At 66.9% G+C, this 25,068-nt stretch carries 19 protein-coding genes and 1 pseudogene; 9 read left to right on the plus strand and 11 right to left on the minus strand.

The annotated features are described in order from the left end of the window. Window positions 1–57: 57 nt before the first annotated feature. From BSY239_RS20520 to rsmA, 3 genes are read left to right on the plus strand one after another with little or no spacing between them, the layout of a single operon-like run. Window positions 58–2,523 carry an LPS-assembly protein LptD gene (locus BSY239_RS20520; RefSeq protein WP_236944112.1) on the plus strand — a complete coding sequence of 822 codons (2,466 nt, stop codon included), beginning with the start codon at window positions 58–60 and terminating at the stop codon, window positions 2,521–2,523. Next, window positions 2,516–3,889, plus strand: a complete 1,374-nt coding sequence (locus BSY239_RS20525) for a peptidylprolyl isomerase (RefSeq protein WP_069048441.1) — start codon at window positions 2,516–2,518, stop codon at window positions 3,887–3,889. The genes BSY239_RS20520 and BSY239_RS20525 overlap by 8 nt, the downstream gene beginning before the upstream one ends. A 28-nt stretch (window positions 3,890–3,917) precedes the next feature. Continuing rightward, on the plus strand, window positions 3,918–4,682 hold the full coding sequence (gene rsmA / locus BSY239_RS20530; RefSeq protein WP_069048442.1) for a 16S rRNA (adenine(1518)-N(6)/adenine(1519)-N(6))-dimethyltransferase RsmA: 765 nt from the start codon (window positions 3,918–3,920) through the stop codon (window positions 4,680–4,682). A gap of 192 nt (window positions 4,683–4,874) precedes the next feature. On the opposite strand, the pseudogene BSY239_RS20535 reads toward rsmA, so the two are convergent. From BSY239_RS20535 to BSY239_RS20570, 8 genes and pseudogenes are all read right to left on the minus strand, one after another. Continuing rightward, a pseudogene (locus BSY239_RS20535) lies at window positions 4,875–5,270 on the minus strand (barstar family protein); the annotation flags it as partial. Window positions 5,271–5,324: 54 nt separating this feature from the next. After that, window positions 5,325–5,759 carry a ribonuclease domain-containing protein gene (locus BSY239_RS20540; RefSeq protein WP_069048444.1) on the minus strand — a complete coding sequence of 145 codons (435 nt, stop codon included), beginning with the start codon at window positions 5,757–5,759 and terminating at the stop codon, window positions 5,325–5,327. A 221-nt stretch (window positions 5,760–5,980) separates the two neighbouring features. Next, window positions 5,981–8,308 carry an NADP-dependent malic enzyme gene (locus tag BSY239_RS20545; protein ID WP_069048445.1) on the minus strand — a complete coding sequence of 776 codons (2,328 nt, stop codon included), beginning with the start codon at window positions 8,306–8,308 and terminating at the stop codon, window positions 5,981–5,983. A gap of 199 nt (window positions 8,309–8,507) precedes the next feature. Next, the gene (bfr, locus tag BSY239_RS20550; protein ID WP_069048446.1) at window positions 8,508–8,984 is read right to left on the minus strand and encodes a bacterioferritin; all 477 of its coding nucleotides are present in this window, start codon (window positions 8,982–8,984) and stop codon (window positions 8,508–8,510) included. A gap of 92 nt (window positions 8,985–9,076) precedes the next feature. Continuing rightward, window positions 9,077–10,024 (minus strand): 1-phosphofructokinase family hexose kinase, encoded by a 948-nt coding sequence (locus tag BSY239_RS20555; protein ID WP_069049125.1) that lies wholly within the window; start codon window positions 10,022–10,024, stop codon window positions 9,077–9,079. A 29-nt stretch (window positions 10,025–10,053) separates the two neighbouring features. Further along, the gene (locus BSY239_RS20560) at window positions 10,054–10,629 is read right to left on the minus strand and encodes an MOSC domain-containing protein (protein WP_069048447.1); all 576 of its coding nucleotides are present in this window, start codon (window positions 10,627–10,629) and stop codon (window positions 10,054–10,056) included. A gap of 4 nt (window positions 10,630–10,633) precedes the next feature. After that, a complete protein-coding gene (locus BSY239_RS20565; protein ID WP_069049126.1) occupies window positions 10,634–12,031 on the minus strand; it encodes an aminopeptidase P N-terminal domain-containing protein in 1,398 nt (465 codons plus the stop codon). 46 nt (window positions 12,032–12,077) lie between these two features. Then, entirely contained in the window at window positions 12,078–12,782 is a 705-nt protein-coding gene (locus BSY239_RS20570; RefSeq protein ID WP_069048448.1) for a nucleotidyltransferase family protein, read from the minus strand. A gap of 243 nt (window positions 12,783–13,025) precedes the next feature. Between BSY239_RS20570 and tkt the strand changes: the two genes are divergently transcribed. The 5 genes from tkt (at window position 13,026) to BSY239_RS20595 (ending at window position 19,844) form a co-directional block, all read left to right on the plus strand. Beyond that, window positions 13,026–15,098 carry a transketolase gene (tkt, locus tag BSY239_RS20575; protein ID WP_069048449.1) on the plus strand — a complete coding sequence of 691 codons (2,073 nt, stop codon included), beginning with the start codon at window positions 13,026–13,028 and terminating at the stop codon, window positions 15,096–15,098. Window positions 15,099–15,140: 42 nt separating this feature from the next. Beyond that, window positions 15,141–16,139 (plus strand): type I glyceraldehyde-3-phosphate dehydrogenase, encoded by a 999-nt coding sequence (gap, locus tag BSY239_RS20580; RefSeq protein WP_069048450.1) that lies wholly within the window; start codon window positions 15,141–15,143, stop codon window positions 16,137–16,139. A gap of 112 nt (window positions 16,140–16,251) precedes the next feature. Further along, window positions 16,252–16,845 carry a TetR/AcrR family transcriptional regulator gene (locus tag BSY239_RS20585; protein ID WP_069048451.1) on the plus strand — a complete coding sequence of 198 codons (594 nt, stop codon included), beginning with the start codon at window positions 16,252–16,254 and terminating at the stop codon, window positions 16,843–16,845. A 22-nt stretch (window positions 16,846–16,867) separates the two neighbouring features. Then, a complete protein-coding gene (locus BSY239_RS20590) occupies window positions 16,868–17,767 on the plus strand; it encodes an alpha/beta hydrolase family protein (protein WP_069048452.1) in 900 nt (299 codons plus the stop codon). A 73-nt stretch (window positions 17,768–17,840) separates the two neighbouring features. Beyond that, window positions 17,841–19,844 carry a S8 family peptidase gene (locus BSY239_RS20595; protein ID WP_069048453.1) on the plus strand — a complete coding sequence of 668 codons (2,004 nt, stop codon included), beginning with the start codon at window positions 17,841–17,843 and terminating at the stop codon, window positions 19,842–19,844. Between the two features lie 7 nt (window positions 19,845–19,851). Here BSY239_RS20595 and BSY239_RS20600 read toward each other — a convergent pair whose 3' ends face one another. From BSY239_RS20600 to BSY239_RS20610, 3 genes are read right to left on the minus strand one after another with little or no spacing between them, the layout of a single operon-like run. After that, complete coding sequence (locus BSY239_RS20600) at window positions 19,852–20,652, minus strand: hypothetical protein (protein ID WP_069048454.1); 801 nt, start codon at window positions 20,650–20,652, stop codon at window positions 19,852–19,854. After that, entirely contained in the window at window positions 20,646–21,449 is an 804-nt protein-coding gene (locus BSY239_RS20605; protein ID WP_069048455.1) for a biotin--[acetyl-CoA-carboxylase] ligase, read from the minus strand. Before BSY239_RS20605 ends, BSY239_RS20600 begins: the two co-directional genes overlap by 7 nt. 7 nt (window positions 21,450–21,456) lie before the next feature. Next, window positions 21,457–21,996 carry an SET domain-containing protein gene (locus BSY239_RS20610; RefSeq protein ID WP_069048456.1) on the minus strand — a complete coding sequence of 180 codons (540 nt, stop codon included), beginning with the start codon at window positions 21,994–21,996 and terminating at the stop codon, window positions 21,457–21,459. A 97-nt stretch (window positions 21,997–22,093) separates the two neighbouring features. On the opposite strand from BSY239_RS20610, the gene BSY239_RS20615 reads away from it, so the two are divergent. After that, window positions 22,094–25,060 (plus strand): DNA topoisomerase III, encoded by a 2,967-nt coding sequence (locus BSY239_RS20615; protein WP_069048457.1) that lies wholly within the window; start codon window positions 22,094–22,096, stop codon window positions 25,058–25,060. Window positions 25,061–25,068: the final 8 nt, after the last annotated feature.

The raw sequence follows: 25,068 nt of genomic DNA on the forward strand, positions 1-25,068 counted from the left end.
GTGCCGATCCGCGGGCCCCGCACGCTTTTGATCGACTCGGTCAAACACTTCCTCCCCTTGAATCGCCGTACCCACCCGTCCTGTGTTCCAGCCCTGCCCGGTGGGCATCTGCAGCCTCGTCTCAAGGCGGCGCCCGTGGCGCTGGCGGTGCGCGGACTGATCGCATTGCTGGCGCTCGGCGCACACACCCTGGGCCACGCCCAGTCGGGCGACGGCGACGAGGCGCCCCGGCCCGGCGTGTCGCTGCGCTCCAGCGGCATGCTGCTCGAGGCCTTGCCTGAAGACGTGAAGCAGCAGGCGCCCAGTTTCATCTCGGGGGAGCGCATCGAAGGCCAGACCGACGGCGTCACGGCGGTGGAGGGCGAAGCCGAACTGCGCCGCCACGACATGGTGATCCGCGCCGACCGCCTGCAGCTCGACCAGCGCAGCAACGAGGCGCAGGCCAAGGGCAATGTGCTGATCAACCGCAATGGTGACCGCTTCGAGGGCCCTGAGCTCAATATCAACGTCGACACCTTTGAAGGCACGTTCACCCAGCCCACCTTCAACCTGCTCAAGAACGAAGGCAAGGGCGACGCCAGCCGCGTGGACTTTCTGGGCGAAGACAAGGCCGTGGCGTACGACGCGCGTTACTCCACCTGCCCGCGCACACCCGGCGCCGACTGGATGCCCGACTGGATGGTTCGCGCCACGAAGATCGAGTTCGACAACGTGGCCGAAACCGGCACGGCCACCAACGGCGCGCTGGAGTTCAAGGGCGTGCCCATTCTCGGTTGGCCCTACTTCTCCTTTCCGCTGACCGATGCGCGCAAGTCCGGCCTGCTGCCGCCCACGCTCAACATCGACAACATCAGCGGCCTGGAAGTCACGCTGCCGTATTACCTGAATATCGCGCCCAACCTGGACGCCACGCTCTACCCCACGCTGATGAGCAAGCGCGGTGTCGACCTGGGTGGCGAGCTGCGTTACCTGCAGCCCACGTACGCTGGCCAGTTGCGGGGCGCTTACATGCCTTCCGACCAGCTGCGCGACGCCAACCGCTGGGGTTACACCGCGCAGCACAACCAGAACCTGACCGGCAGCAGCGCTGCGTTTGGCGGTTCGGCAGGTCTCTACCTCAACCTGAACCGCGTGAGCGACGACGACTACTGGCGCGACTTCCCGCGCGCCACCACCTCGCTCACCACCCGCCTGCTCGCCAGCGACGCGGTCTACAGCTGGGGCCAGGGGCCGTGGTCGGTGAGCGCGGGCGCCTACACCTGGCAGACGCTGCAGGACATTGACGCGCCCATCACCCCGCCCTACGACCGTTTGCCCTCGGTGGCGGTTCGCTATGGCCGCAGCGACACGCAAGTGGCCAACCTCAGCGGGGTCGACTGGTCGGTGTTGACCGAGTACACACGCTTCCAGTCGGTGCCTTCGCTCACCCGCCAGACCAACGGCGATCGCGCGCTCACCGTGGCCGAGATCAGCCGCCGCTTCCAGGCGCCCGGCTGGTTCGTCAAACCGCGCGCCCAGCTGCACGCCACGCAGTACAGCTTCGACAGCGCGCTGGCCAACGGCTCGCGCAGCGCTTCGCGCGTGTTGCCCACCGTCAGTGTGGACAGCGGCCTGATCTTCGAGCGCGACGCCAGTTACTTCGGCCGCGGCTTCACGCAGACGCTGGAGCCACGCGCCTTCTTCACCTGGACGCCCTACCGCGACCAGCGCCTGTTGCCCAACTACGACTCGGCCGCCAACGACTTCAACCTCGCGTCGATCTACACCGAGAACGCGTTCGGGGGCAACGACCGCATTTCCGACACCCGCGCCGTCACCGTGGGCGTGAGCTCGCGCCTGCTCGATCCCGACACCGGCGCCGAGGTGGTTCGCCTGGGCGTGGCCCAGCGTTACCTGTTCCGCGATCAGGAGGTGTTTCTGCCCAACGCCACGGGCCTGGCCGGTGGCGACCCGATCAACGAGCGCCTGAGCGACATCCTGCTGGCCGCGCGCGTGCAGTGGAGCCCGCGCTGGTTGACCGACGCCAACGTGCAGTACAGCCCGGGCAACCGGGAATCGGTGCGCACCACGCTCAGCGGGCGTTACACACCCAGCAACTTCCGCGTGCTCAGCGCCGCTTACCGCCTGCAGCGCGGCAGCAGCGAACAGTTCGATGTGGGCTGGCAGTGGCCGCTCGGCGACCTGTTCGGTGAGCCCGCCGGCCCCGAGGTGCGCGGCCGCGCCCTGGGCCCCGGCCAGTGGTACAGCGTGGGCCGCATCAACTACAGCGTGCCCGACCGCAAGGTGGTCGACCTGGTGGCTGGATTCGAATTCGACGCCGGTTGCTGGCTCGGGCGCATCGTGCTGGAGCGCCTGCAACGCAGCAACGCCTCGGCCAATCAGCGTATCCTGTTCCAGCTGGAGTTCAGCGGCTTCTCCCGTCTGGGTTCCAACCCGCTGAAAACGCTCAAAGACAACGTGCCGCGCTACCAGTACCTGCGCGAAGAAATCAACCCGCCCAGCCGGTTCCAACAATATGACTGACCGCTTCCCCCTCTCGTCCCGCTCCGCCACGTGGCTGTTGTGCTGCTCGCTGCTCGCCGTGTCCAGCGTGCAGGCCCAGGCGCTGCGCCCCTCCACGGGTATTCGGGCACCTGCGATGCCCAGCACGTCGGTGGCCCGCACCGCCGATTTCATCGTGGCGCTGGTCAATTCCGAGCCCATCACCAACAGCGAAGTGCGCCAGCGCGTGGTGCGTCTGGAGCAACAACTCACCCAGCAATCCGCTCCCGTGCCGCCGCGCGATCAGCTCGCCCGCCAGGTGCTCGAGCAAATCGTCAGCGAACGTGCCCAGTTGCAGCTCGCTGCCGAACTCGGCATCCGCGTGGACGAGGCCGCGCTGGCCCAGGCCGAGCAGTCCATCGCCGCGCAGAACCAGCTCACGCCCGAAGAATTCCGCCGCCGCATCGCCGCCGATGGTGTCGACATCAACCAGCTGCGCAACGATCTGCGCAACCAGATCCTGCTGCAGCGCCTGCGCGAGCGGGAGGTGGAGTCGAAGGTGCGCGTGACCGAAGCCGACATCGACGACTTCATCCGCGAGCGGCAGGGCAACAACGATGTGGCCAGCCTGCAGCTCAACCTGGCACAGGTGTTTGTGCTGGTGCCGGAAGGCGCGGCCCCTGATCGGGTCCAGGCCCTGCAGGCGCGTGCACAAAGCGTGGCCGACCGGGCCCGCGCCGGTGGCGACTTCGCCGAACTGGCGCGCGAGTTCTCCGACGGCGCGGAACGCGCCAATGGCGGCCAGTTCGGCCTGCGCCCGGCCGAGCGCCTGCCCGAATTGTTCGTGGAAACGACCCGCTCGCTGAGCGCGGGCGCCGTGGCCGGCCCGGTGCGAAGCCCGGCGGGTTTTCATGTGCTCAAGGTGATCGAAAAGCGCCAGTCGGGCCTGCCCGATGCCACGGTCAATGAAACCCGCGCCCGCCACATCCTGCTGCGCCTGACCCCGCAGCTCAGCGAAGCAGACGCCGTGGCCCGGCTGGCGGGTTTCCGCCAGCAGCTGGTCAGCGGTCAGGCCACGTTTGAGGCCCTGGCCCGTGAGCACAGCCAGGACGGCTCGGCTCAGGACGGCGGCAACCTCGGCTGGGCGCAAGCCGGGCAGTTTGTTCCCGAGTTTGAGGCCGCCATGAGCCGCCTGCGTCCGGGCGAGGTTTCGCCGCCCGTCGTGTCGCGGTTCGGCGTGCACCTGATCCGGGTGGAGGAACGCCGCCAGAGCACGCTCACCGCGCGCGACCAACGCGAAATGGTGCGAGGCCTGGTGCGCGAGAAGAAGATCAACGAGGCCCTGCGCACCTGGATACAAGACGTGCGTGGTCGCGCCTACGTCGAGTACCGCGACGCGCCGCAGTGATGCCGCGCGCGATCCCGGCGGCCTGCGCATGAAGCACATCGCCCGCAAGCGCTTTGGTCAGCACTTCCTGACCGATGGCGCGATCATCGGCGCCATCGTGGACGCCATCGCGCCCCAACCGGGCGACGCCATGGTGGAGATCGGACCCGGCCTGGCCGCACTCACGCAGCCGCTGGTGGAGCGGCTGGGTCGCCTCACGGTGATCGAGCTCGATCGCGATCTGGCAGTGCGGCTGCGAACCCATGCCCAGCTTCAGGTGGTGGAGTCCGATGTGTTGAAGGTGGATTTCACTTCGCTGGCCGCGCAGTTGGCAGCGCCCAAGCTGCGCGTGGTTGGAAACCTGCCGTACAACATCTCCACTCCCATCCTGTTTCACCTGCTCGATCATGTGAACGTGGTGCAGGACCAGCACTTCATGTTGCAGAAGGAAGTGATCGACCGCATGGTGGCGCGTCCGGCCACCTCCGATTACAGCCGGCTCTCGGTGATGCTGCAGTGGCGCTACGCCATGGACAACGTTCTGTTCGTGCCGCCCGAGAGCTTTGACCCGCCACCGCGTGTGGACAGTGCCATCGTGCGCATGGTCCCGCTGGCCGAGCCGCCGGCGATCGACATCGCGCGTTTCTCGGCGATGGTGCAGGTGGCCTTCAGCCAGCGGCGCAAGATTCTGCGCAACACGCTGGGCCGCTGGCTGGAAGATCAAGGCTTTGCCGGCGAATTCGACCTGCAGCGCCGGGCCGAAGAAGTGCCGGTGAGCGAATACGTCGGGCTGATTCAAAAACTGCCTACGTAAAAAAAGCCGCTGCAGTTGCAGCGGCTTTTTTGGGGAGGACCGGGCTCAGGCCGCGGCCAACCAGTAGCCTGCGTTGAACGGGCTGCTCATGCGCAGCGCCATCGGGCTCACGTCCAGGATCTTGTCCGTGGGCATGGGCTCATCGCTCTGCACTTCGATCGGCTCTTCACCCTTGGGCGAGCGGGCCACCGAGAACGAGTAGAAGCAGCGGAACGGGATCTTGCGATCCGACCAGTAGTCGGCGGCGTCGCGGAAGATGTCCAGCAACTGCTCGCGCGCTTCCTTGTCGAACTTGGCGTGCGCAGGGATGTGCTCCAGCACCACGATGAACCCGGTTTGCGCGCCCGACTTGTGGACCATGTCGGTCATGCAGTCGTAGAGCGCGTCGAAGTTCTTGCCGAAGTGCGAGGGCAAGGTGTATTGCGCTGCGATCAATTCCAGCACGTCCTGCTTGCTCTGGGCTTTGGCCAGGTTGGCGTACAGGAAGTGGTGCCCCAAGTGCTCGGCCGCGGCCTGCAGGTCTTTCACGCCGTGGGCGCGAATCGACTGAACGATATTGGGTCGTACGTTACGAAGTGGCGTGTCCATCTCCGCGTCTCTTTCAAAGGTCAAAGTTAAAAAACCGCTCACACCACCCAAGGCTCACTGCACGATCAGCTTGAAGCTGCTGTAGTGGTCTTCGGTGTAATAACAAGCTTCAGGCGCCCTGGGCTGCAATCCACCACACACGATCCTTTTCGCGCCCCGGTGGTTCAGACCTGGCGTGGGCACCGTGTATTCCCGGTAAAACCCGCGCCGCTGGTTCGGCAGCAACCTTTCCCGGTTGCCAAACACCGTGCCGTCCTTTTCATACCGGAATGGCCCGCCTTGCCGGATCTGCTCCATCACCTGTCGGCCCTGTGTGGGCAGGCCGGATTCGGTGAGGGAGACGGCGTTCGCGCCGGAGAATGCCTGGTCTGTCGGTGTTCGAGCCTGCACCAAAAAGGTGCCCAGCGATGCCGTCAGAACCAGCGCCAAGGCCAGTGTGGCCACGACCTTCACATCCCCGATCCGCGCCCGGATCCGCTTCAGGTCCATGAAATCCCTTGCTCCTGATGCAATCAACCCGCCACCAACATCCCACAAATGCACCGCTTCTGGCGGGATTTGCAGAGGTGTCACGGGGCGGGTTAACCCTGTATTCCAAGCGCGCTAGTGTGCCTGAGGCGGCCCGAAAACGCAAGCGGTTGCTGAAAAATCGGGCAAATCAGAAGGCCTGAAGTGTGTGAAAAAGTTAGTGCTTGCTTTTTCGCTACGCGTCAACGGGAAACGTTGGCGTCCGCCACGGTGAGGGCTGTCATGTTCACGATGCGGCGCACCGTGGCACTCGCGGTGAGGATGTGCACCGGCTTGTCGGCACCCAGCAGCACAGGGCCGATGGCGATGTTGCCGCCCGCTGCCGTCTTGAGCAGGTTGTAGGCGATGTTGGCCGCGTCCATGTTGGGCAGCACGAGCAGATTCGCCGCGCCCTTGAGGGTGGAGTTCGGCATCATTCTGGCGCGCGCCTCGGGGTCCAGTGCCACATCTCCGTGCATTTCGCCGTCCACCTCCAGCCAGGGCGCCTGCTCGCGCAGCAGCTCCAGCGTGCGGCGCATCTTGATGGCGCTGGGCTCGTTGCTCGAGCCGAAGTTGGAGTGCGACAGCAGCGCGGCCTTGGGCTGCAGGCCGAAGCGCAACATCTCTTCGGCGGCCATCACCGTGATCTCGCACAGCTGCTCGGGCGTCGGGTCGTGGTTCACATGGGTGTCGACCAGGAAGACCTGGCGTCCGGGCAGCATGAGGCCGTTCATGCAGGCGTAGATGCGCACGTCCTGGGCCGTGCTGGGGCTGCCGCCCGCGCGCTTGCCGATCACCTGGTCGATGTATTGCAGGTGGTTGTGGGTGGAGCCCCAGGTGCCGCAGATCAGGCCGTCGACCTCACCCTTGTGCAGCAGCATCGAGCCGATCAGCGTGAGGCGGCGACGCATCTCGATCTTGGCGAGCTGCTGGGTCACACCCTTGCGTTCGGTCATGCGGTGGTAGGTCTGCCAGAAGTCGCGGTAGCGGTTGTCCTGCTCGACGTTGACGATGTCGTAGTCGAGTTCCTCGCGCAGGCGCAGGCCGAATTTTTCGATGCGCTGCGCGATGACGGTCGGGCGGCCGATGAGCGTGGGGCGCGCCAGACCTTCGTCCACCACGATCTGGCAGGCGCGCAGCACGCGTTCTTCTTCGCCTTCGGCGTAGGCCACGCGTTTGCGCGCGGCGGTTTTCGCCGCGGCGTAGATCGGTTTCATGATCGTGCCGGACGCGAACACGAAGCTTTGCAGGCGCTCGCGGTAGGCCGCCATGTCGGTGATGGGGCGCAGGGCCACGCCGCTCTCGGCCGCGGCCTGGGCCACGGCCGGCGCGATCTTCATCATCAGGCGCGGATCGAACGGCTTGGGGATCAGGTACTCGGGACCGAAGGCCAGCTGTTCACCCGCGTAGGCGGCGGCCACCACCTCGCTCTGCTCGGCCTGGGCGAGCTCGGCGATGGCGTGCACCGCGGCGATCTCCATCTCGTCGGTGATGGTGGTCGCTCCGCTGTCGAGCGCGCCGCGGAAGATGTAGGGGAAGCACAGGACGTTGTTGACCTGGTTCGGGTAGTCGGTGCGGCCCGTGGCCATGATGATGTCGCTGCGCACCGCGTGCGCGTCCTCGGGGGCGATCTCGGGGTTCGGGTTGGCCAGCGCGAAGATCACCGGCCTGGGTGCCATCGACGCCACCATCGCGGGCTTGAGCACGCCGCCGGCCGAGAGGCCGAGGAACACGTCGGCGCCCTCGATCACCTCGGCGAGCTTGCGCAGTTGGGTCTTCTGCATGTACTGGCGCTTGTCGTCGTCCATGAGCTCCTCGCGGCCCTCGTAGACCACGCCGGCCAGGTCGGTGACGAACACGTTCTCGCGCTTCAGACCGACCTTGAGCAGCAGGTTCAGGCAGGCCAGCGCTGCTGCGCCCGCTCCCGAGGTGACCAGCTTGACCTGGCCGATGTCCTTGCCCGCGACCTTCAGCCCGTTGAGCATCGCCGCCGCCACCGTGATGGCCGTGCCGTGCTGGTCGTCGTGGAACACGGGGATCTTCATGCGCTTGCGCAGCTCGCGCTCCACGTAGAAGCAGTCCGGTGCCTTGATGTCCTCGAGGTTGATTGCGCCGAAAGTCGGCTCCAGCGCGGCGATGATCTCGACCAGCTTGACCGGGTCCTTCTCGTCGATCTCGATATCGAACACGTCGACGCCGGCGAACTTCTTGAACAGGACGCCCTTGCCTTCCATCACCGGTTTGGCCGCGAGCGGGCCGATGTCGCCCAGGCCCAGCACGGCGGTGCCGTTGGTGATGACGCCAACCAGATTGCCGCGGCTGGTGTACTTGAAGGCATTGACCGGATCGGCCACGATCTCTTCACACGGAGCGGCCACGCCGGGCGAGTACGCCAGGGCCAGATCGCGCTGGTTGGTGAGCTGCTTGGTGGCGGCAATGGCCACCTTGCCGGGCGTCGGAAACTCGTGGTATTCGAGGGCGGCTCGGCGCAGTTCGGCGCGCTTGTTCTCTGGGCTGTTGTCCATCGTCATGGTCTTGTCTCCGGTCGTGCTGAATTCTTGCTATGTGAAAGCGAGTTGCGCATTCTAGTTCCGTGCCCGGGAAAACCCCAGTCAGGAATACTGCGTAGAGCGTGGCGGCGGTCGTGACTTTTCGGGAGGGAATGGCGGACAAGCGGGCGCAAAAAAAGCCCCGCGGGTGCGGAGCTTGAGGCCTGGCTCATCGGGCCGATCAGCTGACCGAACCCATCTGGCTTTGCAGGTAGTTGGGCAGGCCGACCTTGTCGATCAACTCGATCTGCGTTTCCAGAAAGTCGATGTGCTCTTCGGTGTCGTCCAGGATGCCTTGCAGCAGGTCGCGCGAGACGTAGTCGCGCACCGTCTCGCAATGGGCAATGCCGTCCTTGATGGTCTTCTGCGCGCCGGTCTCCAGCGCCAGGTCGCTGCGCAGGATCTCGGGCACGTCCTCGCCGATGCCGAGCTTGCCCAGGTCCTGCAGGTTGGGCAGGCCATCCAGCGTGAAGATGCGGTCCATCAGCTTGTCGGCGTGCTTCATCTCGCCGATCGACTCCTCGTATTCCTTGGCGGCCAGCTTGTCCAGGCCCCAGTGCTTGAGCATGCGGTAGTGGACGAAATACTGGTTGATCGCGGTCAGCTCGTTCTTGAGCTGCGCCTGCAGATGCGAGATGGCTTGGGGGTCGCCTTTCATGGCTGTTCCTTTCAGTGATGATTTCAGGGGACCATTGTGCGCGCTGACCGTGGCGCATTGGATTCGCCCGCAGGGTTCGTGCGCCCAAACGCTCAGCGCTGCAGCCGAACCAGCGGGCGCAGGCGCTGCACGTCTTCCACCCGGCACAACCCGGTGCCCGGTGTGAGCAGGGCCGCCGAGCCCGCGGCCACGGCCCAGGTGAAGGCGTCGGGCAGGGTCTCGCCGCGCTGCAGGGCCCAGACCAGGGCGCCGACAAAGCTGTCGCCCGCGCCGACCGAGCTGGCCACGGTGATCGGCAAGGCCTCCGCGCGCCAGGTGCCGTCTTGTGTGACCAGCAGGGCGCCCTGTTCGCCCAGCGTGAGCGCGACCACCTCGGCACGGCCCGCATCCACCAGCGTCTGAGCGGCCTGGCGCCATTGCGTGGGAGTTTCCAGTGGCAGGTTCGTCAGGTCGCGCAGCTCGCGAAGGTTGGGTTTGACCAGGTAAACACCCGTGGCCACGCCGGCCGCCAGCGCCGGCCCGGAACTGTCGAGCACCAGCCGCGACCCGCGCGAGCGCACGATCAAGGCCAGACGGGCGTAAAAGTCGGTCGGCACGCCGGGCGGCAGGCTGCCGCTGGCCACCACAACAGCGGGCAGAAGCGGCAGGGTTTCGATGGCGGCGAGACAGGCCGTCCACTCGCTTTCGGTCAGGGTGGGGCCGGGCAGCACAAAGCGGAACTCGGCGCCCGTGTCTTGCGCCTGCACGGTGAAGTTTTCGCGCGTGTCCTCGCTCAGCGGCAGGCGCCGCACCGGCAGGCCCGCGGACTGGAGATGGTTCACCAGCCAGTCGCCCGCCGGGCCGCCGGCGGGAAAAAGGGCACTGCTGTGCCCGCCCAGGCGCTGCACCACCCGCGCCACGTTCAGGCCGCCGCCGCCAGCGTCGCGCCGCGCGGGGCCGCAGCGCAGTTTGTCGGCGGGTACCACCCGCTCGGTGTGGGTGGACACGTCCACCGACGGGTTCATGGTGAGGCACAGCACGGTGTCGGCAGGTGAGGTCATGCCGGCGTTGTACCCCATGCGCGCCGATGTCAACGCAGGTGTTTCAGGCGTTTGGCCGCAAACGCTTCGCTCACGCGCAGCCCGCGTGTGCCGGGCTCCAGCGTGAAGGCCTGCCCCGCTTCGATGGGGCCGGGCTGTGCCACCGACAAGTAAAAGCCAGGGCACAGCTCCTCCATCATGAGCCGGCCGGCATCGCGCAGGCCCATCACGGCATTGAACTTGTAGCAAGGCTCGCGCGGTGCGGTCACGCGCAGGCTGCAGCCAGGGAAGTGCAGCAGGTCACCGATCCATACCTCGGTCTCCAACAGGCCGTGGATCGTCAGGTTCTCGCCCATGAACCCCATGGGCAGCGCTTCGCTGAAGAGGCTGGCACCCTGCTGGCTGCGTTGCGCCTCCCACCGCGCGTAGTGCTCCAGAGGGTAGGCATAGACCGCCTTGTCCAGGCCGCCGTGCACGCTGAGGTCGGCTTGCTCGTCGCCCAGCAGACCCAGCGGCATCACCGCCACCGGCCCACTCACGGCGGCTTTGCCGATGGCCGAGACCACGTTGCGCGAACCGATGCGCAGCGGGCGCACCGCACCGGTATTGACGCTGACGACGCGCACGGCCTCAGCCGCGCATCAGCGCTTCGATCTCGGACGCCTCGACCGGCACGCCGCGCGAGATCAGTTCACAACCGGTTTCCGTGACGATGGCGTCGTCCTCGATGCGGATGCCGATGTTCCAGAACTTTTCCGGGACACCTTCGGCCGGGCGCACGTAGAGGCCGGGCTCGATGGTGAGCACCATGCCCGGGCGCAGGATGCGGCTCGGACGGTCCTTGATGGTCTCGCCGCTCAAGGGGTCCTTGCGCTCGTTCACCGTGCCCAGTTCGGAGGGCTCCACGTAGCTGCCGCAGTCGTGCACATCCATGCCCAGCCAGTGGCCGGTGCGGTGCATGTAGAACTGGAAATACGCGCGGTTGGCGATCACGTCCTGCGCGCTGCCCACCTTGTTCCTGTCGAGCAGACCCACGTCAAGCAAACCTTGGGCGAGCACGGCCACGGTGGCCTCGTGCGGATCAACAAAGCGCGCGCCCGCTTTCGTGGCCTGCACCGCCGCGATCTGGCTGGCCAGCACCAGGTCGTACAACTCGCGCTGCGGACCGGTGAACACGCCGTTGGCGGGGAAGGTGCGGGTGATGTCGCTGGCATAGCCGTCGAGTTCGCAGCCGGCGTCGATTAGCACCAGCTCGCCGCTGCGGATGGGCGCGGTGTCGGCGCGGTAGTGCAGCACACAGGCGTTGGCCCCGGCGGCCACGATGCTGCCGTAGGCCGGGTACTGCGAGCCGTGTTCGCGAAAGCTGTGAAGCAGCTCGGCGTCCAGGTGGTACTCGCGCACGTCCTGCCCCGCGCGCAGCATGGCGGCGCTGCGCTGCATGGCGCGGATGTGGGCCTTGGCGCTGATCTGCGCGGCGCGGCGCATGGTGTCCTGCTCGAAGGCGTCCTTCACCAGGCGCATCTCGTCGAGCACGCCGCACAGGTCGCGCTGCGATTCGGGGCAGAGTGCGCCATAACGAACGCGGGCACGCACCGGTTGCAGCCAGCCGTTGACCCGGCTCTCCAGCCCCGTGTGGGTGGCGAACGGGTACCACACGGTCTGGCGGTTTTCCAGCAGCTTGGGCAAGCGCTGGTCGAGTTCGGCGACCGAGAACGCGTCGCTCACGCCCAGGTGCTGCGGTGCGGCCTCGGGGCCCAAGCGGATGCCGTCCCAGATCTCGCGCTCCAGGTCCTTGGGTTGGCAGAACAGCGTGGTGCTGCCCTCGGCCGTGATCACCAGCCACGCGTTGGGTTCGGTGAAGCCGGTGAGGTAGTAGAAGTAGCTGTCGTGCCGGTAGAGGAAGTCGCTGTCGCGGTTGCGCGGGCGCTCCAGCGCGGTGGGCACGATGGCGATGCCGCCGGAGCCGAGCGAGGCGGCCACGCGGGCGCGGCGTTCGGCGTAGAGGTGGGTGTGGGTGGTGGAGTCCATGGGTGCCATTCTCTGACTTTGGGCGCACGCCCGTGTGTTGGGGGGATCAGTCCTGCTGGTTCAGTTCTTCAAGGCGCTCGGGGGTGCCCACGTCAACCCAGGTGCCGCTGTAAATTTCAGCGCTCACCTGCCCCGCATCCATCGCCCGGCGCAGCAGCGGCGCCAGCGGCTCGGCCGTGCCTTGCGGGTTGCCGGGCAGCACCTCGCACCAGGGCAGCTCGAACAGCTCACGCCGGTACAGGCCGATGGTGCTGAAGGTCCAGGCCTCGTCGGCCCGGCTGATCGCCAGTCCGTCGGCGCCCAGGCCGAAATCGCCGCGCGGGTTGTGCGGCGGGTTGGGCACCAGCCAGATGTGGGCCAGCAGGCCGCTGGCCTCGAAACGCTCGACACTGGCCTGGGTGAACTGAAAGTCGGGCACGTAGATGTCGCCCGCCAGCACCCAGAACACGTCGGCCAGCAGCGGCAGGGCGCGCGCAATGCCGCCGGCCGTCTCCAGCGCATAGCCGAAGTCGGTGCCTTCGCGCGACAGGGTCACGTCGCAGCCCGGGTGCTCACGGCTCCAGGCCACGCAGTGTTCGTCGATCTGTTCACCCAGCCAGGCGGTGTTGACCACCATTCGCCCGAAGCCGCCCGCGAGCAAGGCCTCCATGGGCCATTGCATCAAGGGCTTGCCCTGCACCGGCAGCAGGGGCTTGGGCGTCACGTCGGTGAGCGGGCGCATGCGCATGCCGCGCCCGGCAGCGAGCACCATGGCCGTGGCCAGGGGGGATGGTGAGGGGGAGGCGGTGGCGAGTCGGGTCATGGGTGGCGGGTGGGTGCGCGTGCCGGGCGCGCAGGGCCGCACGCGTCAAAGAATTATGGGCTGACGCGCTCGCCGGTTGCCGTGCAACGCTGCCCGCAATGGGCTGGCCGATAAAATCCGTTGTTTTGCGCCATCGAACAAGCCGATGGCCCAGCCCGGTCTTCCCCGCTTCACCCCACTTCCAGCACCCCCATGTCCGACACCGTCAGCATCCCCACCTCCACCGCCCCCGCCGTGTCAGCCCAGACCCAGGCCAACGCCATCCGCGCGCTGGCCATGGACGCGGTGCAAGCCGCCAACTCGGGCCACCCGGGCGCGCCCATGGGCATGGCCGACATGGCGGTTGCCCTGTGGGGCCGGCACCTGCGCCACAACCCGACCAACCCGCAGTGGGCCAACCGCGACCGCTTCGTGCTGTCCAACGGCCACGGCTCCATGCTGATCTATGCGCTGCTGCACCTCACCGGCTACAAGCTGCCGATCGGTGAACTGAAGAACTTCCGCCAGCTCGGCAGCAAGACCGCCGGCCACCCCGAAGTCGGCCACACACCCGGCGTGGAAACCACCACCGGCCCGCTGGGCCAGGGCATCACCAACGCCGTGGGCATGGCGCTGGCCGAGAAGCTGCTGGCGTCCGAATTCAACCGCGACGGCCATGCCATCGTGGACCACCACACCTATGTGTTCCTGGGCGACGGCTGCCTCATGGAAGGCATCAGCCACGAAGCCATCGCGCTGGCCGGCGCCTGGAAGCTCAACAAACTGATCGCGCTGTACGACGACAACGGCATCTCCATCGACGGCCAGGTCACGCCCTGGTTCATCGACAACACCGCGCTGCGTTTTGCCGCCTGCGGCTGGAACGTGATCGGTCCGATCGACGGCCACGACGCCGACGCCGTGGACCGCGCGATCAGCGATGCGAAGAACAAGGCCGACGGCCCCACCATTGTCATCTGCAAGACCCACATCGGCAAGGGCAGCCCGAACCGCGCCAACACCGCCAAGGCCCACGGCGAGCCGCTGGGAGCTGAAGAGATCAAGCTCACCCGCGAGGCCCTGGGCTGGAACCACGCACCGTTCACGATCCCGAAAGACGTGTATGCCGCGTGGGACGCGAAGGACGCCGGCAAGGCCGCCGAAGCCGCCTGGAACGCCACCTTCGCCGCCTACAAAGCCGCCTTCCCCGAACTCGCCAAGGAGTTCGTGCGCCGCATGAAGGGCGAGCTGCCGAAGAACTTTGCGCAAACCGCAGTTGACGCGGCGGTGGCCGCCCACACCAAGGCCGAAACCGTGGCCAGCCGCAAGGCCAGCCAACTCGCGCTGGAGACCTTCACCGCTGCACTGCCCGAGCTGCTCGGCGGCAGCGCCGACCTCACCGGCTCCAACCTCACCAACACCAAGTCCACCCCCAGCCTGCGCTTCAACCTGGCCGGTGACGTGGTGAAGAACGAGCAAGGCCAGGGCGGGCGCCACATCAACTACGGCGTGCGCGAATTCGGCATGGCCGCGATCATGAACGGCGTGGCGCTGCACGGCGGCTTCATTCCTTACGGCGGCACCTTCCTGACCTTCAGCGACTACAGCCGAAACGCCATCCGCATGGCCGCGCTGATGAAGCAGCGCGTGATCCATGTGTTCACCCATGACTCCATCGGCCTGGGCGAAGATGGCCCGACGCACCAGTCGGTGGAACACGCGGCCAGCCTGCGCCTGATCCCCAACCTGGATGTCTGGCGCCCCGCCGACACGGCCGAGACCGCCGTGGCCTGGGCCGTGGCGCTGGAAAACGCGAGTCGCCCGACCGCGCTGCTGCTCAGCCGCCAGAACCTGCCTTACGCACCCAAGAGCGATCTGGGCGACATCAGCAAGGGCGGCTACGTGCTGGCCGAGCCGAGCGAAGTGGGTCTGAAGAAAAAGGCGCAGGCGGTGATCATCGCCACCGGCTCCGAAGTGCAGCTGGCCCTGAAGGCGCAGGAGCTGCTGGCCAAGGAACACAAGATCGCCGTGCGCGTGGTCTCCATGCCCAGCACCACCACGTTTGACCGCCAGGGCGCCGCCTTCAAGGCCTCGGTGCTGCCCGCCGGCGTGCCGCGCGTGGCGGTGGAAATGGGCTCCACCGACGGCTGGTGGAAATACGGCGTGGCCGCGGTCGTGGGTCTGGACACCTACGGCGAGTCGGCTCCGGCCCCGGTGCTGTTCGAGCACTTCGGCTTCACGCCCGCCAATGTGGCCGACACGGTGCGCGCCGTGCTGGCGAATTGAGTTTGTTCATCTTTGTTTGAAACCCTCCAGGAGACACGAGACATGACCATCAAGATCGGCATCAACGGCTTCGGCCGCATCGGGCGCAACGTTCTGCGCAGCGCGCTGCAGAACTTTTCCGACATCGAAGTTGTCGCCATCAACGACCTGCTGGAGCCCGAATACCTGGCGTACATGCTGCAGTACGACAGCGTGCACGGCCGTTTCAAGGGTGAGGTCAGCGTCGAGGGCAACACCCTGGTGGTCAACGGCAAGAAGATCCGCCTCACGCAGGAGCGCGACCCCGCCAACCTGAAGTGGAACGAGGTCGGCGCCGACATCGTGATCGAGTCCACCGGCCTGTTCCTCGACAAGGTCACGGCCCAGAAACACCTGGACGCCGGTGCGAAGAAGGTCATCCTGTCCGCGCCTTCCAAGGACGACACGCCCATGTTCGTCTACGGCGTGAACCACGCCACCTACAAAGGCGAGGCCATCATCTCCAATGCCTCGTGCACCACCAACTGCCTGGCGCCCATTGCCAAGGTGCTCAACGACAAGTGGGGCATCAAGCGCGGTCTCATGACCACGGTGCACGCCGCCACCGCCACGCAGAAAACCGTGGACGGCCCGAGCAACAAGGACTGGCGCGGCGGCCGCGGCATCCTGGAAAACATCATCCCCAGCAGCACCGGAGCCGCCAAGGCCGTGGGCGTGGTGATCCCCGAGCTGAACAAGAAGCTCACCGGCATGAGCTTCCGCGTGCCCACGTCCGATGTGTCGGTGGTCGACCTCACGGTGGAACTCAACAGCCCCGCCACTTACGCCGAGATCTGCGCGGAGATGAAGTCGCAAAGCGAAGGCGCGCTCAAGGGCGTGCTGGGTTACACCACCGACAAGGTCGTGGCCACCGACTTCCGTGGCGACACCCGCACCTCCATCTTCGACGCCGACGCCGGCATCGCGCTGGACAGCACCTTCGTCAAGGTGGTGAGCTGGTACGACAACGAGTGGGGCTACTCCAACAAATGCCTGGAGATGGTTCGCGTGGTCGCCAAGTAAGCGCCCGCTTGCATCCAACAAAAAGCGCCTTCGGGCGCTTTTTTGTTGTCCGGTGAATCTGCGCGACACCCGTTAACTTGACACTAGACCGACCGGTCTATAGATTTCGCACATGCCCGACGCCACACCCAACACCCCCGGCACCCGCGAACGCCTGATCGCAGCCATGACCGACGCCTTGCGCCGGCGGGGTCTGCACGGCATCGGCCTGACCGAACTGCTGGCCCAGGCTGGTGCGCCCAAGGGCGTGCTGTACCACCACTTTCCCGGCGGCAAGACCGAGCTCGCCGTGGCCGCCATCGACGACGTGGTGGCGCGCATGCTGCGCGGGCTCGACACCCTGCTCGCCGCCAAGGCCGACCCGATCGATGCCACGCGCCGCTGGATGGCGGGCGCCACCGTGCGCTTGAGCGAGACCGGCTTCGAGTCCGGCTGCCCGCTGGCCACCGTGGCGCTGGAAACCACGCCCGACGATCCCGCCTTGCGCGAAGCCCTGGCCCGCGCGTTCGCCACGCTGCGCGAACGCATTGCACTTGCGCTGGAGCAGCACGGCGAGCCACAGGCCCGGGCCCGGGGCATCGCGGCGCTGATCGTGGCCACCTACGAGGGTGGGCTGCTGCAGGCCCGCGTGGCCCAGAGCACCGAGCCGATCACGCAGGCCACCGACACCTTGCTGTCGCTGCTCGCCGCCCGGTCGAGCCACTGACCGCCCCACCAGGAGAACCACCATGTCCCCCTTCGAGTCCACCGAGGACGTGCGCATTCAGCGCATCACGCTCACCGCCGCTGACGGTTACCCGCTGGTCGCACACCGCTTTCACAGCCCCACGCCGCCGCGCGGTCACCTGGTGGTGGGCGGCGCCACCGCCGTGCCGCAGGGCTTCTACAAGCGCTTTGCCGAACACGCGGCACGCCGCGGCTTCGACGTGCTCACGCTCGACTACCGAGGCATCGGCCAGTCGGCCCCCAGCACGCTCAAGGGCTTCCGCATGGACTACCTCGACTGGGGCCGGCTCGACCTCGCGGCCGGCGTGGAGGCCATGCGCCAGGACGGCATGCCGCTGTACCTGGTGGGCCATTCCTACGGCGGCCACGCGCTGGGTCTGCTGCCCGACCCCGGTGCGGTGGACGGTGCCTACACCTTTGCCACCGGCGCCGGCTGGCACGGCTGGATGCCGCCGCTGGAGCGCCTGCGCGTGCTCTTCATGTGGCGCGTGCTGGGGCCTGTGTGGACGCGCATGGCCGGCTATCTGCCGTGGAGCCGGCTGGGCATGGGCGAAGACCTGCCGATCGATGTGTACCGCCAATGGCGCCAGTGGTGCCGCTTTCCGCGCTACTTCTTCGACGACCCGGCCATGCGGGCGACCACCGAGCGCTTCAACGATGTGCGTTTCCCCATCGTGGCGGTGAACGCGCTGGACGACGCCTGGGCGCCGCCCGCCTCGCGCGACGCCTTCATGGCCGGCTACCGCAATGCCGAGGTGCGCAGCGTGACGCTGGATAGCCAGCGAGCCGGGCTCGGCCCCATCGGCCACATGGGGTATTTCAGACCACGGGCGATGCCGCTGTGGAACGAAGCGCTGGACTGGTTTTCAAGCCAGGGGCTGAGCCGTTCGGCGGCCTCGTGAACCGGCCGGGTGTTGCGGTGTAAAGCCCAGGCATCTCGCGCCGAAACTCAGGGAGGTCATGCTACAAACCGCAATGCCATCGCTCTCCCACTCCTTCATCCGCCTTGCCGCGGTGCTTCTGCCCAGCCTGTTGACCTGCGTCTCGGCGTTCGCGCAAGGATCCGGCGAACCGGCCTTGGGGCTGATCATCGGCTACCGGGCCGCTGAAACCGATACCGAAACCCCAGACCACAGTCCACGACGCGACCGGGCGCGCGCGGCGGCGCAGTGGAAGGCAGCCGCCGAGCTGAACCGCGCCCGCACCACCCGCCTGGCCAGCGACCTCGGTATCTCGATGCGTGGCGCCAGCGAAGCGGGCAACGCCGCCCTGCTCAGGTTCGATCGACCCTTGAAGGGCCGCGACCTTGAAGACACCATGCGCCGCGTGCGCCTGCACCCCGATGTGGCCTGGGTCGAGCCCAATGTGCTTGTGAAACGGCTGCAGACCGTGACGCCCAACGACACTTTCTTTTTAACCAACCAATGGCATTTACAGACTCCCGACCTGCTCAACCCCGCGGCAATGAACTTGCCCAGTGCCTGGTTCCGGACCACTGGCACCGTGGGAGCGCCGGTGGTGGCAGTGGTGGACGGCGGTGTGCGGTTTGAACATCCGGATCTGCCGCCAGACCCTCGCATTCCGATGAACTCAGGCTCGCGCATGTTGCGGGGCTACGACTTCGTGAGCGAGTTGGAGTTTGCAAACGACTCGGATGGGAGGGACTCGAACGCCGAAGACCCCGGAGACTGGGTGACCAGATTTGGCAACGCTCCGGCCGTCCAGCAGTACGTGGACGCGGGTGCGTGCGGGGACTTCAGTGGTGCGGACCCGAATCTGAGCCAGAGCTCCTGGCACGGCACCTTCATCACCGGCCAGATCGCAGCCGCCACGGACAACGCCCAGGGGGTGGCCGGCATCAACTGGGGCGCACGCATCCTGCCGGTGCGAGTGGCGGGCAAATGCGGCGCGCTGGTGTCGGACCTGCTGGACGGTGTGCGCTGGGCGGCCGGCCTGCCGGTGGCGGGTGTGCCGATCAACAGCAACCCGGCGCGCGTGATCAACCTGAGTTTCGGTGGTGACGCTCCCTGCAGCGCGGCCTACCAGGACACCATCAACGCCGCCACCGACGCCGGCGCTCTGGTGGTGGTGGCCGCGGGCAATGGCAGCGGCGCTCTCCGGCGGCCGGCCGACTGCCAGCGTGTCATGGCGGTGGCTGCGGTGCGCAAGGACGGCGCCAAGGCCGACTACTCCAGTTTCGGGCCGCAGGTGGCGCTCTCCGCGCCGGGCGGCTCCGATGAGGCCGGCAATGCGAACCTGCTGCTTTCCGCCGACAACCCGGGACTCACCACGCCTGTGCTTTACAGCGCATTGCCAGACCCGGCTGATCACTACGGATACAAACAAGGCACCAGTTTTTCAGCCCCTCAGGCGGCGGGTGTGGCCAGTCTGATGCTGTCGGTCAACAGCGCGCTGACACCCAACGCATTGATCGAACGAATGAAGCAGGCCGCCGCCGCCCGCGGCCACATCGACGTCGCCTTTGGCCAATGCGCCTTGCCCAGCGGTGGTTTGTGTGAGTGCACCACCACCACCTGCGGTGCCGGCCTGCTCGACGCCGCCGCCTCGGTCCAGCTGGCCACCGGCCCTGCGGCCGTCATCGCGCCCATCGGCACCGTCACCCCCGGCACCGCGATCTCCCTCAACGGCTCGGCCAGCGTGGCGCTCACAGGCAGCATCGTCAGCCACCAGTGGACCCAGGTCAGCGGACCCACCGTGGCCATCACCAACGCACAAGCCGCAGTGGCCGGCGTGAGCCTGCCCAACTTGCAGGCTTCCTATGTGTTCCGGCTCACCGTCACCGACGATTTCATGCCGACCGCTCGCAGCGGCAGCGACACCGTGACCGTGGTGGCTGCCTACCCGGCCACCAGCGGTGGAGGCGGTGGTGGCTCCACCAGCGTCTTGTGGGGCATCGCTCTGTGGGCCTGGGTGCTGGCGGTCTGCTGGCAGCAAATGCGCGCCCGGCGCAACGCCTGAGCCGGCTTCAGCCGCAGCGCTGCAGGCGCTTGCCCGCCATAGCTTCACCCAGCCCGTCGATGGCGGCGCGCTGGGTCTCGGTGATGGCCGGCAGCCGCACCGTGACGCTCTGGCTCTCTGCCCGCTCCTGCGCCACCTTGGCCGTGCGGATGCCGTCGCGTTCGGCCTTCTGCAAGGCCTGCTGGGCCGCAGCCTCGGTGGAGTAAGTGCCCAGGGCCAGGCCAGGGGCCAACCCGGGGGCGTTGATCTCACGGAACGACACGCCCAGCGCGCGCAACTCGTCTTTCTTGCGGTCGACCTGCTGCTGGTTGTCGTAGCGGCCCATGTAGACGATCCAGCGGCCACCGCTGCGCACTTCGGTGAAGACGAAACCCGACGCAGGCAGGCCCAGGAGAGCCAGCTCGGCGCGCAGCAGTTCGGCCTGGTCGTCGGTGAAACCACCGGCTTGCCAGCAAGCGCGCGGGCCATTGCCGGCTGCGACCGCCACCGTGGGCGGAGGTGCTGGAACGGATGCCGCCGCTGCCGGTTCAGGGGCGATGGGCGCGGGAGTGGGGGGTGCAACCGGTGGTGCAACCGCAGCCGGGGCGGCGGGCCATTCAGCCGCCTGAGCGGGTGCCGCCACCACGGGCGCGGTCTCGGCCCGGGGGCCGTTGAGCAGGCGCAAGACTTCCGGGCGCACCTGCTGCGCCATGCGCTGCGGCTCGCGCTGTTCCTCCGGCTTGAGACCCAGCGTGTCCAGGTACCCCTGCGACCACGCAAAGTAGCCGGCATTGCCGAGCACCAGCAACCAGACGGCCCACTTCAGCATGGGCGCACGCTCACTTCGGCACTGGTCACCGTCTGCATGCCGCGCTCGGTGTGCACTTGCAGGGCACCGTCGTCGTTCACGCCGCAGGCGGTGCCGCGCGTGCCGTCCGACAGCTGCACCGCCTGGCCCCGCAGGGCGTCCAGCTGGGCAAAGCGCTGGGCAAAGGCGGCAAAGCCCTGTGAGGCGAACGCCTGGATGTCGCGCACCAGCGCCGGCGCCACGCGCTCCAGCACCTCGCCCGGCGTGATGCCCACCAGCACTTCGGACAGCCCTGCCGGTGCCATGGCCGTCACCGCAGAGCCGTCCGGCACCAGCGCGGCCACCGCCGACACCTCCGGCCGCGCGACGTTGATGCCCACGCCGATCACCACCATGCGCTGGCCTTGCCCGGCCTCGCCAGTGCTGGCGGTTTCCACCAGGATGCCGCCGATCTTGCGCTGGTGCAGCCAGAGATCGTTGGGCCATTTCAGGCGCACGTCGGGGTGAAGGCTGTGCGCCAGGCTCACGCCCACCGCCAGCGACAGGCCCGACCAGCTCTGAGGCGCCAGCGGCATGGCCAGCGAGAAGGTGAGCGATTGACCGGGCTTGCTGTGCCAGCCCTTGCCCAAGCGCCCGCGCCCTGCGGTCTGGTCCTCGGCGGCGAGCAACACCGGCTCCATCAGGCCGCTGCGTGCGCGGCGCATGAGTTCGCTGCTGGTGGAGTCGATGCTGGGCAGCACCTCGACCGTGAAGCCGGGCAGGCTGGGCTCAACGGCCAGCCACAGGTTTTCGGCGTGATGGGTCAGGGTGTCGGCCATGGGCCGTTCAGCCGAGTTTCGAGGCTTTGCCTGCGCGCTTGGGCGCAAGCAGCGTGCCGCGGCATTTCTTCGCGCCGCACCAGCAGGGGTACTCGGCCTTGAGCTTGGGCGTGTACGGTTCGTCGATCACCAGGCCGTAGTCGTAGAAAAGTTCTTCGCCGGCCTTGATGTTGCGTTGTGCGCGGATGAACACGCGGCCCTCGTCCACCTCGGCTTCGCAGTTGGGCGCGCAGCTGTGGTTGATCCAGCGCGCCGAGTTGCCACCGTGTTTGGCATCGATCACGTGTTCTTCGTCGATGTGGAAGTAGAAGGTGTGGTTCGGATCGGTCGGGTCGTGGGGGTGGCGGCGCAGCGCCTCGTCCCAGGTGATCACCTCACCCACATATTCAATGAGCGTTTCGCCTTCGGCCAGGTCCACCACGGCGTAGACCCCGCGGCCGTGCACGCCGGACTTGCGCGTCTGGATGCGCCGGCCAGTGCCGTTGGGCTGCTCGGCCGGGGCTGGTTTTTCAGCGGGCGCAGTCGACTTTTTGGGGCTTTTCGTCACGGCCGGAATATTTGGTAAGGTTGTTTCATGCAGGTGCGCGCGAGTGTGCGCGTGCCCATGTGCGCGTGTACACGCGCGTGGAAAGTTGATTGTAGAGATGAAAAACGAAGGTTCAGCCAAAACGCTGGTCATTGCCGAGAAGCCGTCCGTGGCCCAGGACATCGTGCGTGCGCTCACCCCGGTGGCGGGCAAGTTCGAGAAGCACGACGACCACTTCGAGAACGACCAGTACGTGGTCACCTCTGCCGTGGGTCACCTGGTGGAGATCGCCGCGCCGGAAGAATTCGACGTCAAGCGCGGCAAGTGGAGCTTTGCCCACCTGCCGGTGCTGCCGCCTTACTTTGAACTCAAGCCGATCGACAAAACCAAGTCTCGTTTGAGTGCGGTGGTCAAGCTGGCCAAACGCAAGGACGTGGGCAAGCTCATCAATGCGTGTGACGCGGGCCGCGAGGGTGAACTGATCTTTCGCCTGATCGAGCAATACGCTGGTGGCTTGAAAGGCGGCAGCTACCAGACCCTGGGCAAGCCGGTGCAGCGCCTGTGGTTGCAGTCCATGACGCCCGCGGCCATCCGCGATGGCTTTGAGCACCTGCGCACCAACGAGCAGATGCAGGGCCTGGCCGACGCCGCGCGCAGCCGTTCCGAGGCGGACTGGATGGTCGGCATCAACGGCACACGCGCCATGACCGCCTTCAACTCGCGCGACGGTGGTTTTTTCCTCACCACGGTCGGCCGGGTGCAGACTCCCACGCTGTCCATCGTGGTCGAGCGCGAAGAGAAGATCCGCGCCCACCGCAGCCGCGACTACTGGGAAATCCACGCCAGCTTCCTGGCCGAGGCCGGCGAGTACCCGGGCAAGTGGTTCGACCCCGCCTTCAAGAAACCCACCGGTGACGACGCCGACCCCGAGCAGCGCGCCGACCGTGTGTGGGATCAGCGCCAGGCCCTGGCGATTGCCGACGCGGTGCGCGGCAAGGCCGCGAGCGTCAAGGAAGAAAGCAAGCCCACCACCCAGGCCAGCGGCTTGCTGTACGACCTGACCAGCCTGCAGCGCGAGGCCAACGGCCGCTTCGGCTTCTCGGCCAAGACCACGCTGCAGCTCGCGCAAAGCCTGTACGAGCGCCACAAGGCCCTGACCTACCCGCGTACCGACTCGCGCGCCCTGCCCGAGGACTACCTGCCCACGGTGAAGCAGACCTTCGAGATGCTGGCCGACAGCGGCATGAAGCACCTGGCGCCACACGCGCTCACCGCGCTCAACAACAACTACATCCGTCCGAGCAAACGTATCTTCGACAACAGCAAGGTGTCGGACCACTTCGCCATCATCCCCACGTTGCAGGCGCCCAGCGGCCTGAGCGACGCCGAGCAGAAGCTGTACGACCTGGTGGTGCGCCGCTTCCTCGCGGTGTTCTTCCCCAGCGCCGAATTCATGGTCACCACCCGCATCACCTCGTCGGTCGGCCACCACTTCAAGACCGAAGGCAAGGTGCTCGTGAAGCCGGGCTGGATGGCGGTGTACGGCAAGGAAGCGGCCGAGGACGTGGCCGATGCGAAAGAGGGCGACAAGGGCCAGAACCTGGTGCCGGTGCGCGAAGGCGAAACGGTGCGCACCGAGTCGGTGGAGAGCAAGGGCCTGAAGACCAAGCCGCCGGCGCGCTATTCGGAGGCCACGCTGCTGGGCGCCATGGAAGGCGCGGGCAAGATGATCGACGACGACGAGTTGCGCGAAGCCATGCAGGAAAAAGGCCTGGGTACGCCAGCCACACGCGCCGCCACCATCGAAGGCCTGCTGACCGAAAAGTACATGTTCCGCGAAGGCCGCGAGATCATCCCCACCGCCAAGGCTTTCCAGCTCATGACCTTGCTGCGCGGCCTGGGCGTGGAAGAACTCTCCAAGGCCGAACTCACCGGCGAGTGGGAATACAAGCTGGCTCAGATGGAACACGGCAAGCTCAGCCGCAGCGCCTTCATGGCCGAGATCGCGCAGATGACCGAGCGCATGGTGAAGAAGGCCAAGGAATACGACCGCGACACCATCCCGGGCAACTACGCCACGCTGGCCACGCCCTGCCCGAACTGCGGCGGTGTGGTGAAGGAAAACTACCGCCGCTACACCTGCACCGGCAAGGACGGCGCCAGCGAAGGCTGCGGCTTCTCGTTTGGCAAATCACCGGCCGGGCGCACCTTCGAGCCCGATGAATCCGAGCAACTCCTGCGCGACAAGAAGATCGGCCCGCTGGATGGTTTCCGCTCCAAGGCGGGCTGGCCCTTCGTGGCCGAGATCGTGCTCAAGTACAGCGAGGACGACAAGAACTGGAAGCTCGAGTTCGACTTCGGCGACGACAAGAAAGGCGAAGAAAGCGGCGAGATCGTCGACTTCAGCGCCAGCGAATCATTGGGGGCCTGCCCCAAGTGCGGCGGCGCGGTGCACGAGCACGGCAGCAACTACGTGTGCATCCGCTCCGTGCCCACCGAGCAGCAGCCCACACCGACCTGCGACTTCAAGAGCGGCAAGATCATCCTGCAGCAGCCGGTGGCGCGCGAGCAGATGAGCAAGCTGCTGGAAACCGGCAAGACCGATCTGCTCGACAAGTTCGTCTCCATGCGCACGCGCCGCGCGTTCAAGGCCTTCCTGGCCTGGGACAAGGAAGCCGGCAAGGTGAACTTCGAGTTCGCGCCGTCCAAGTTCCCTCCGCGCAAGACGGCGGCCGGCGCGCCGGCCAAGGGTGCACCGGCGAAGAAGGTGTCCGCCAAAGCCGCACCGGCCAAGAAGGTCGCGGCGAAAAAAACGCCTGCGGTCAAAGCGGCCAAGGCACCCCGCAAGACCACCGCCGCCACCGGCAAACAACCCAGCGCCGCATTGGCGGCGGTGATCGGCGAGGGCGCTGTGTCCCGACCCGAAGTGGTGAAGAAGCTGTGGGACTACATCAAGGCCAACGGCCTGCAGGACGCGGGCGACAAGCGCCGCGTGAACGCAGACGCCAAGCTGGCGGCGGTGTTCGGCAAGCCGCAGGTCACGATGTTTGAAATTGCCGGGCTTTTGAGCCCACACCTGAACTGACCACGAGA

This window comes from Hydrogenophaga sp. RAC07, assembly GCF_001713375.1.
Classification (GTDB): Bacteria; Pseudomonadota; Gammaproteobacteria; order Burkholderiales; family Burkholderiaceae_C; genus Hydrogenophaga.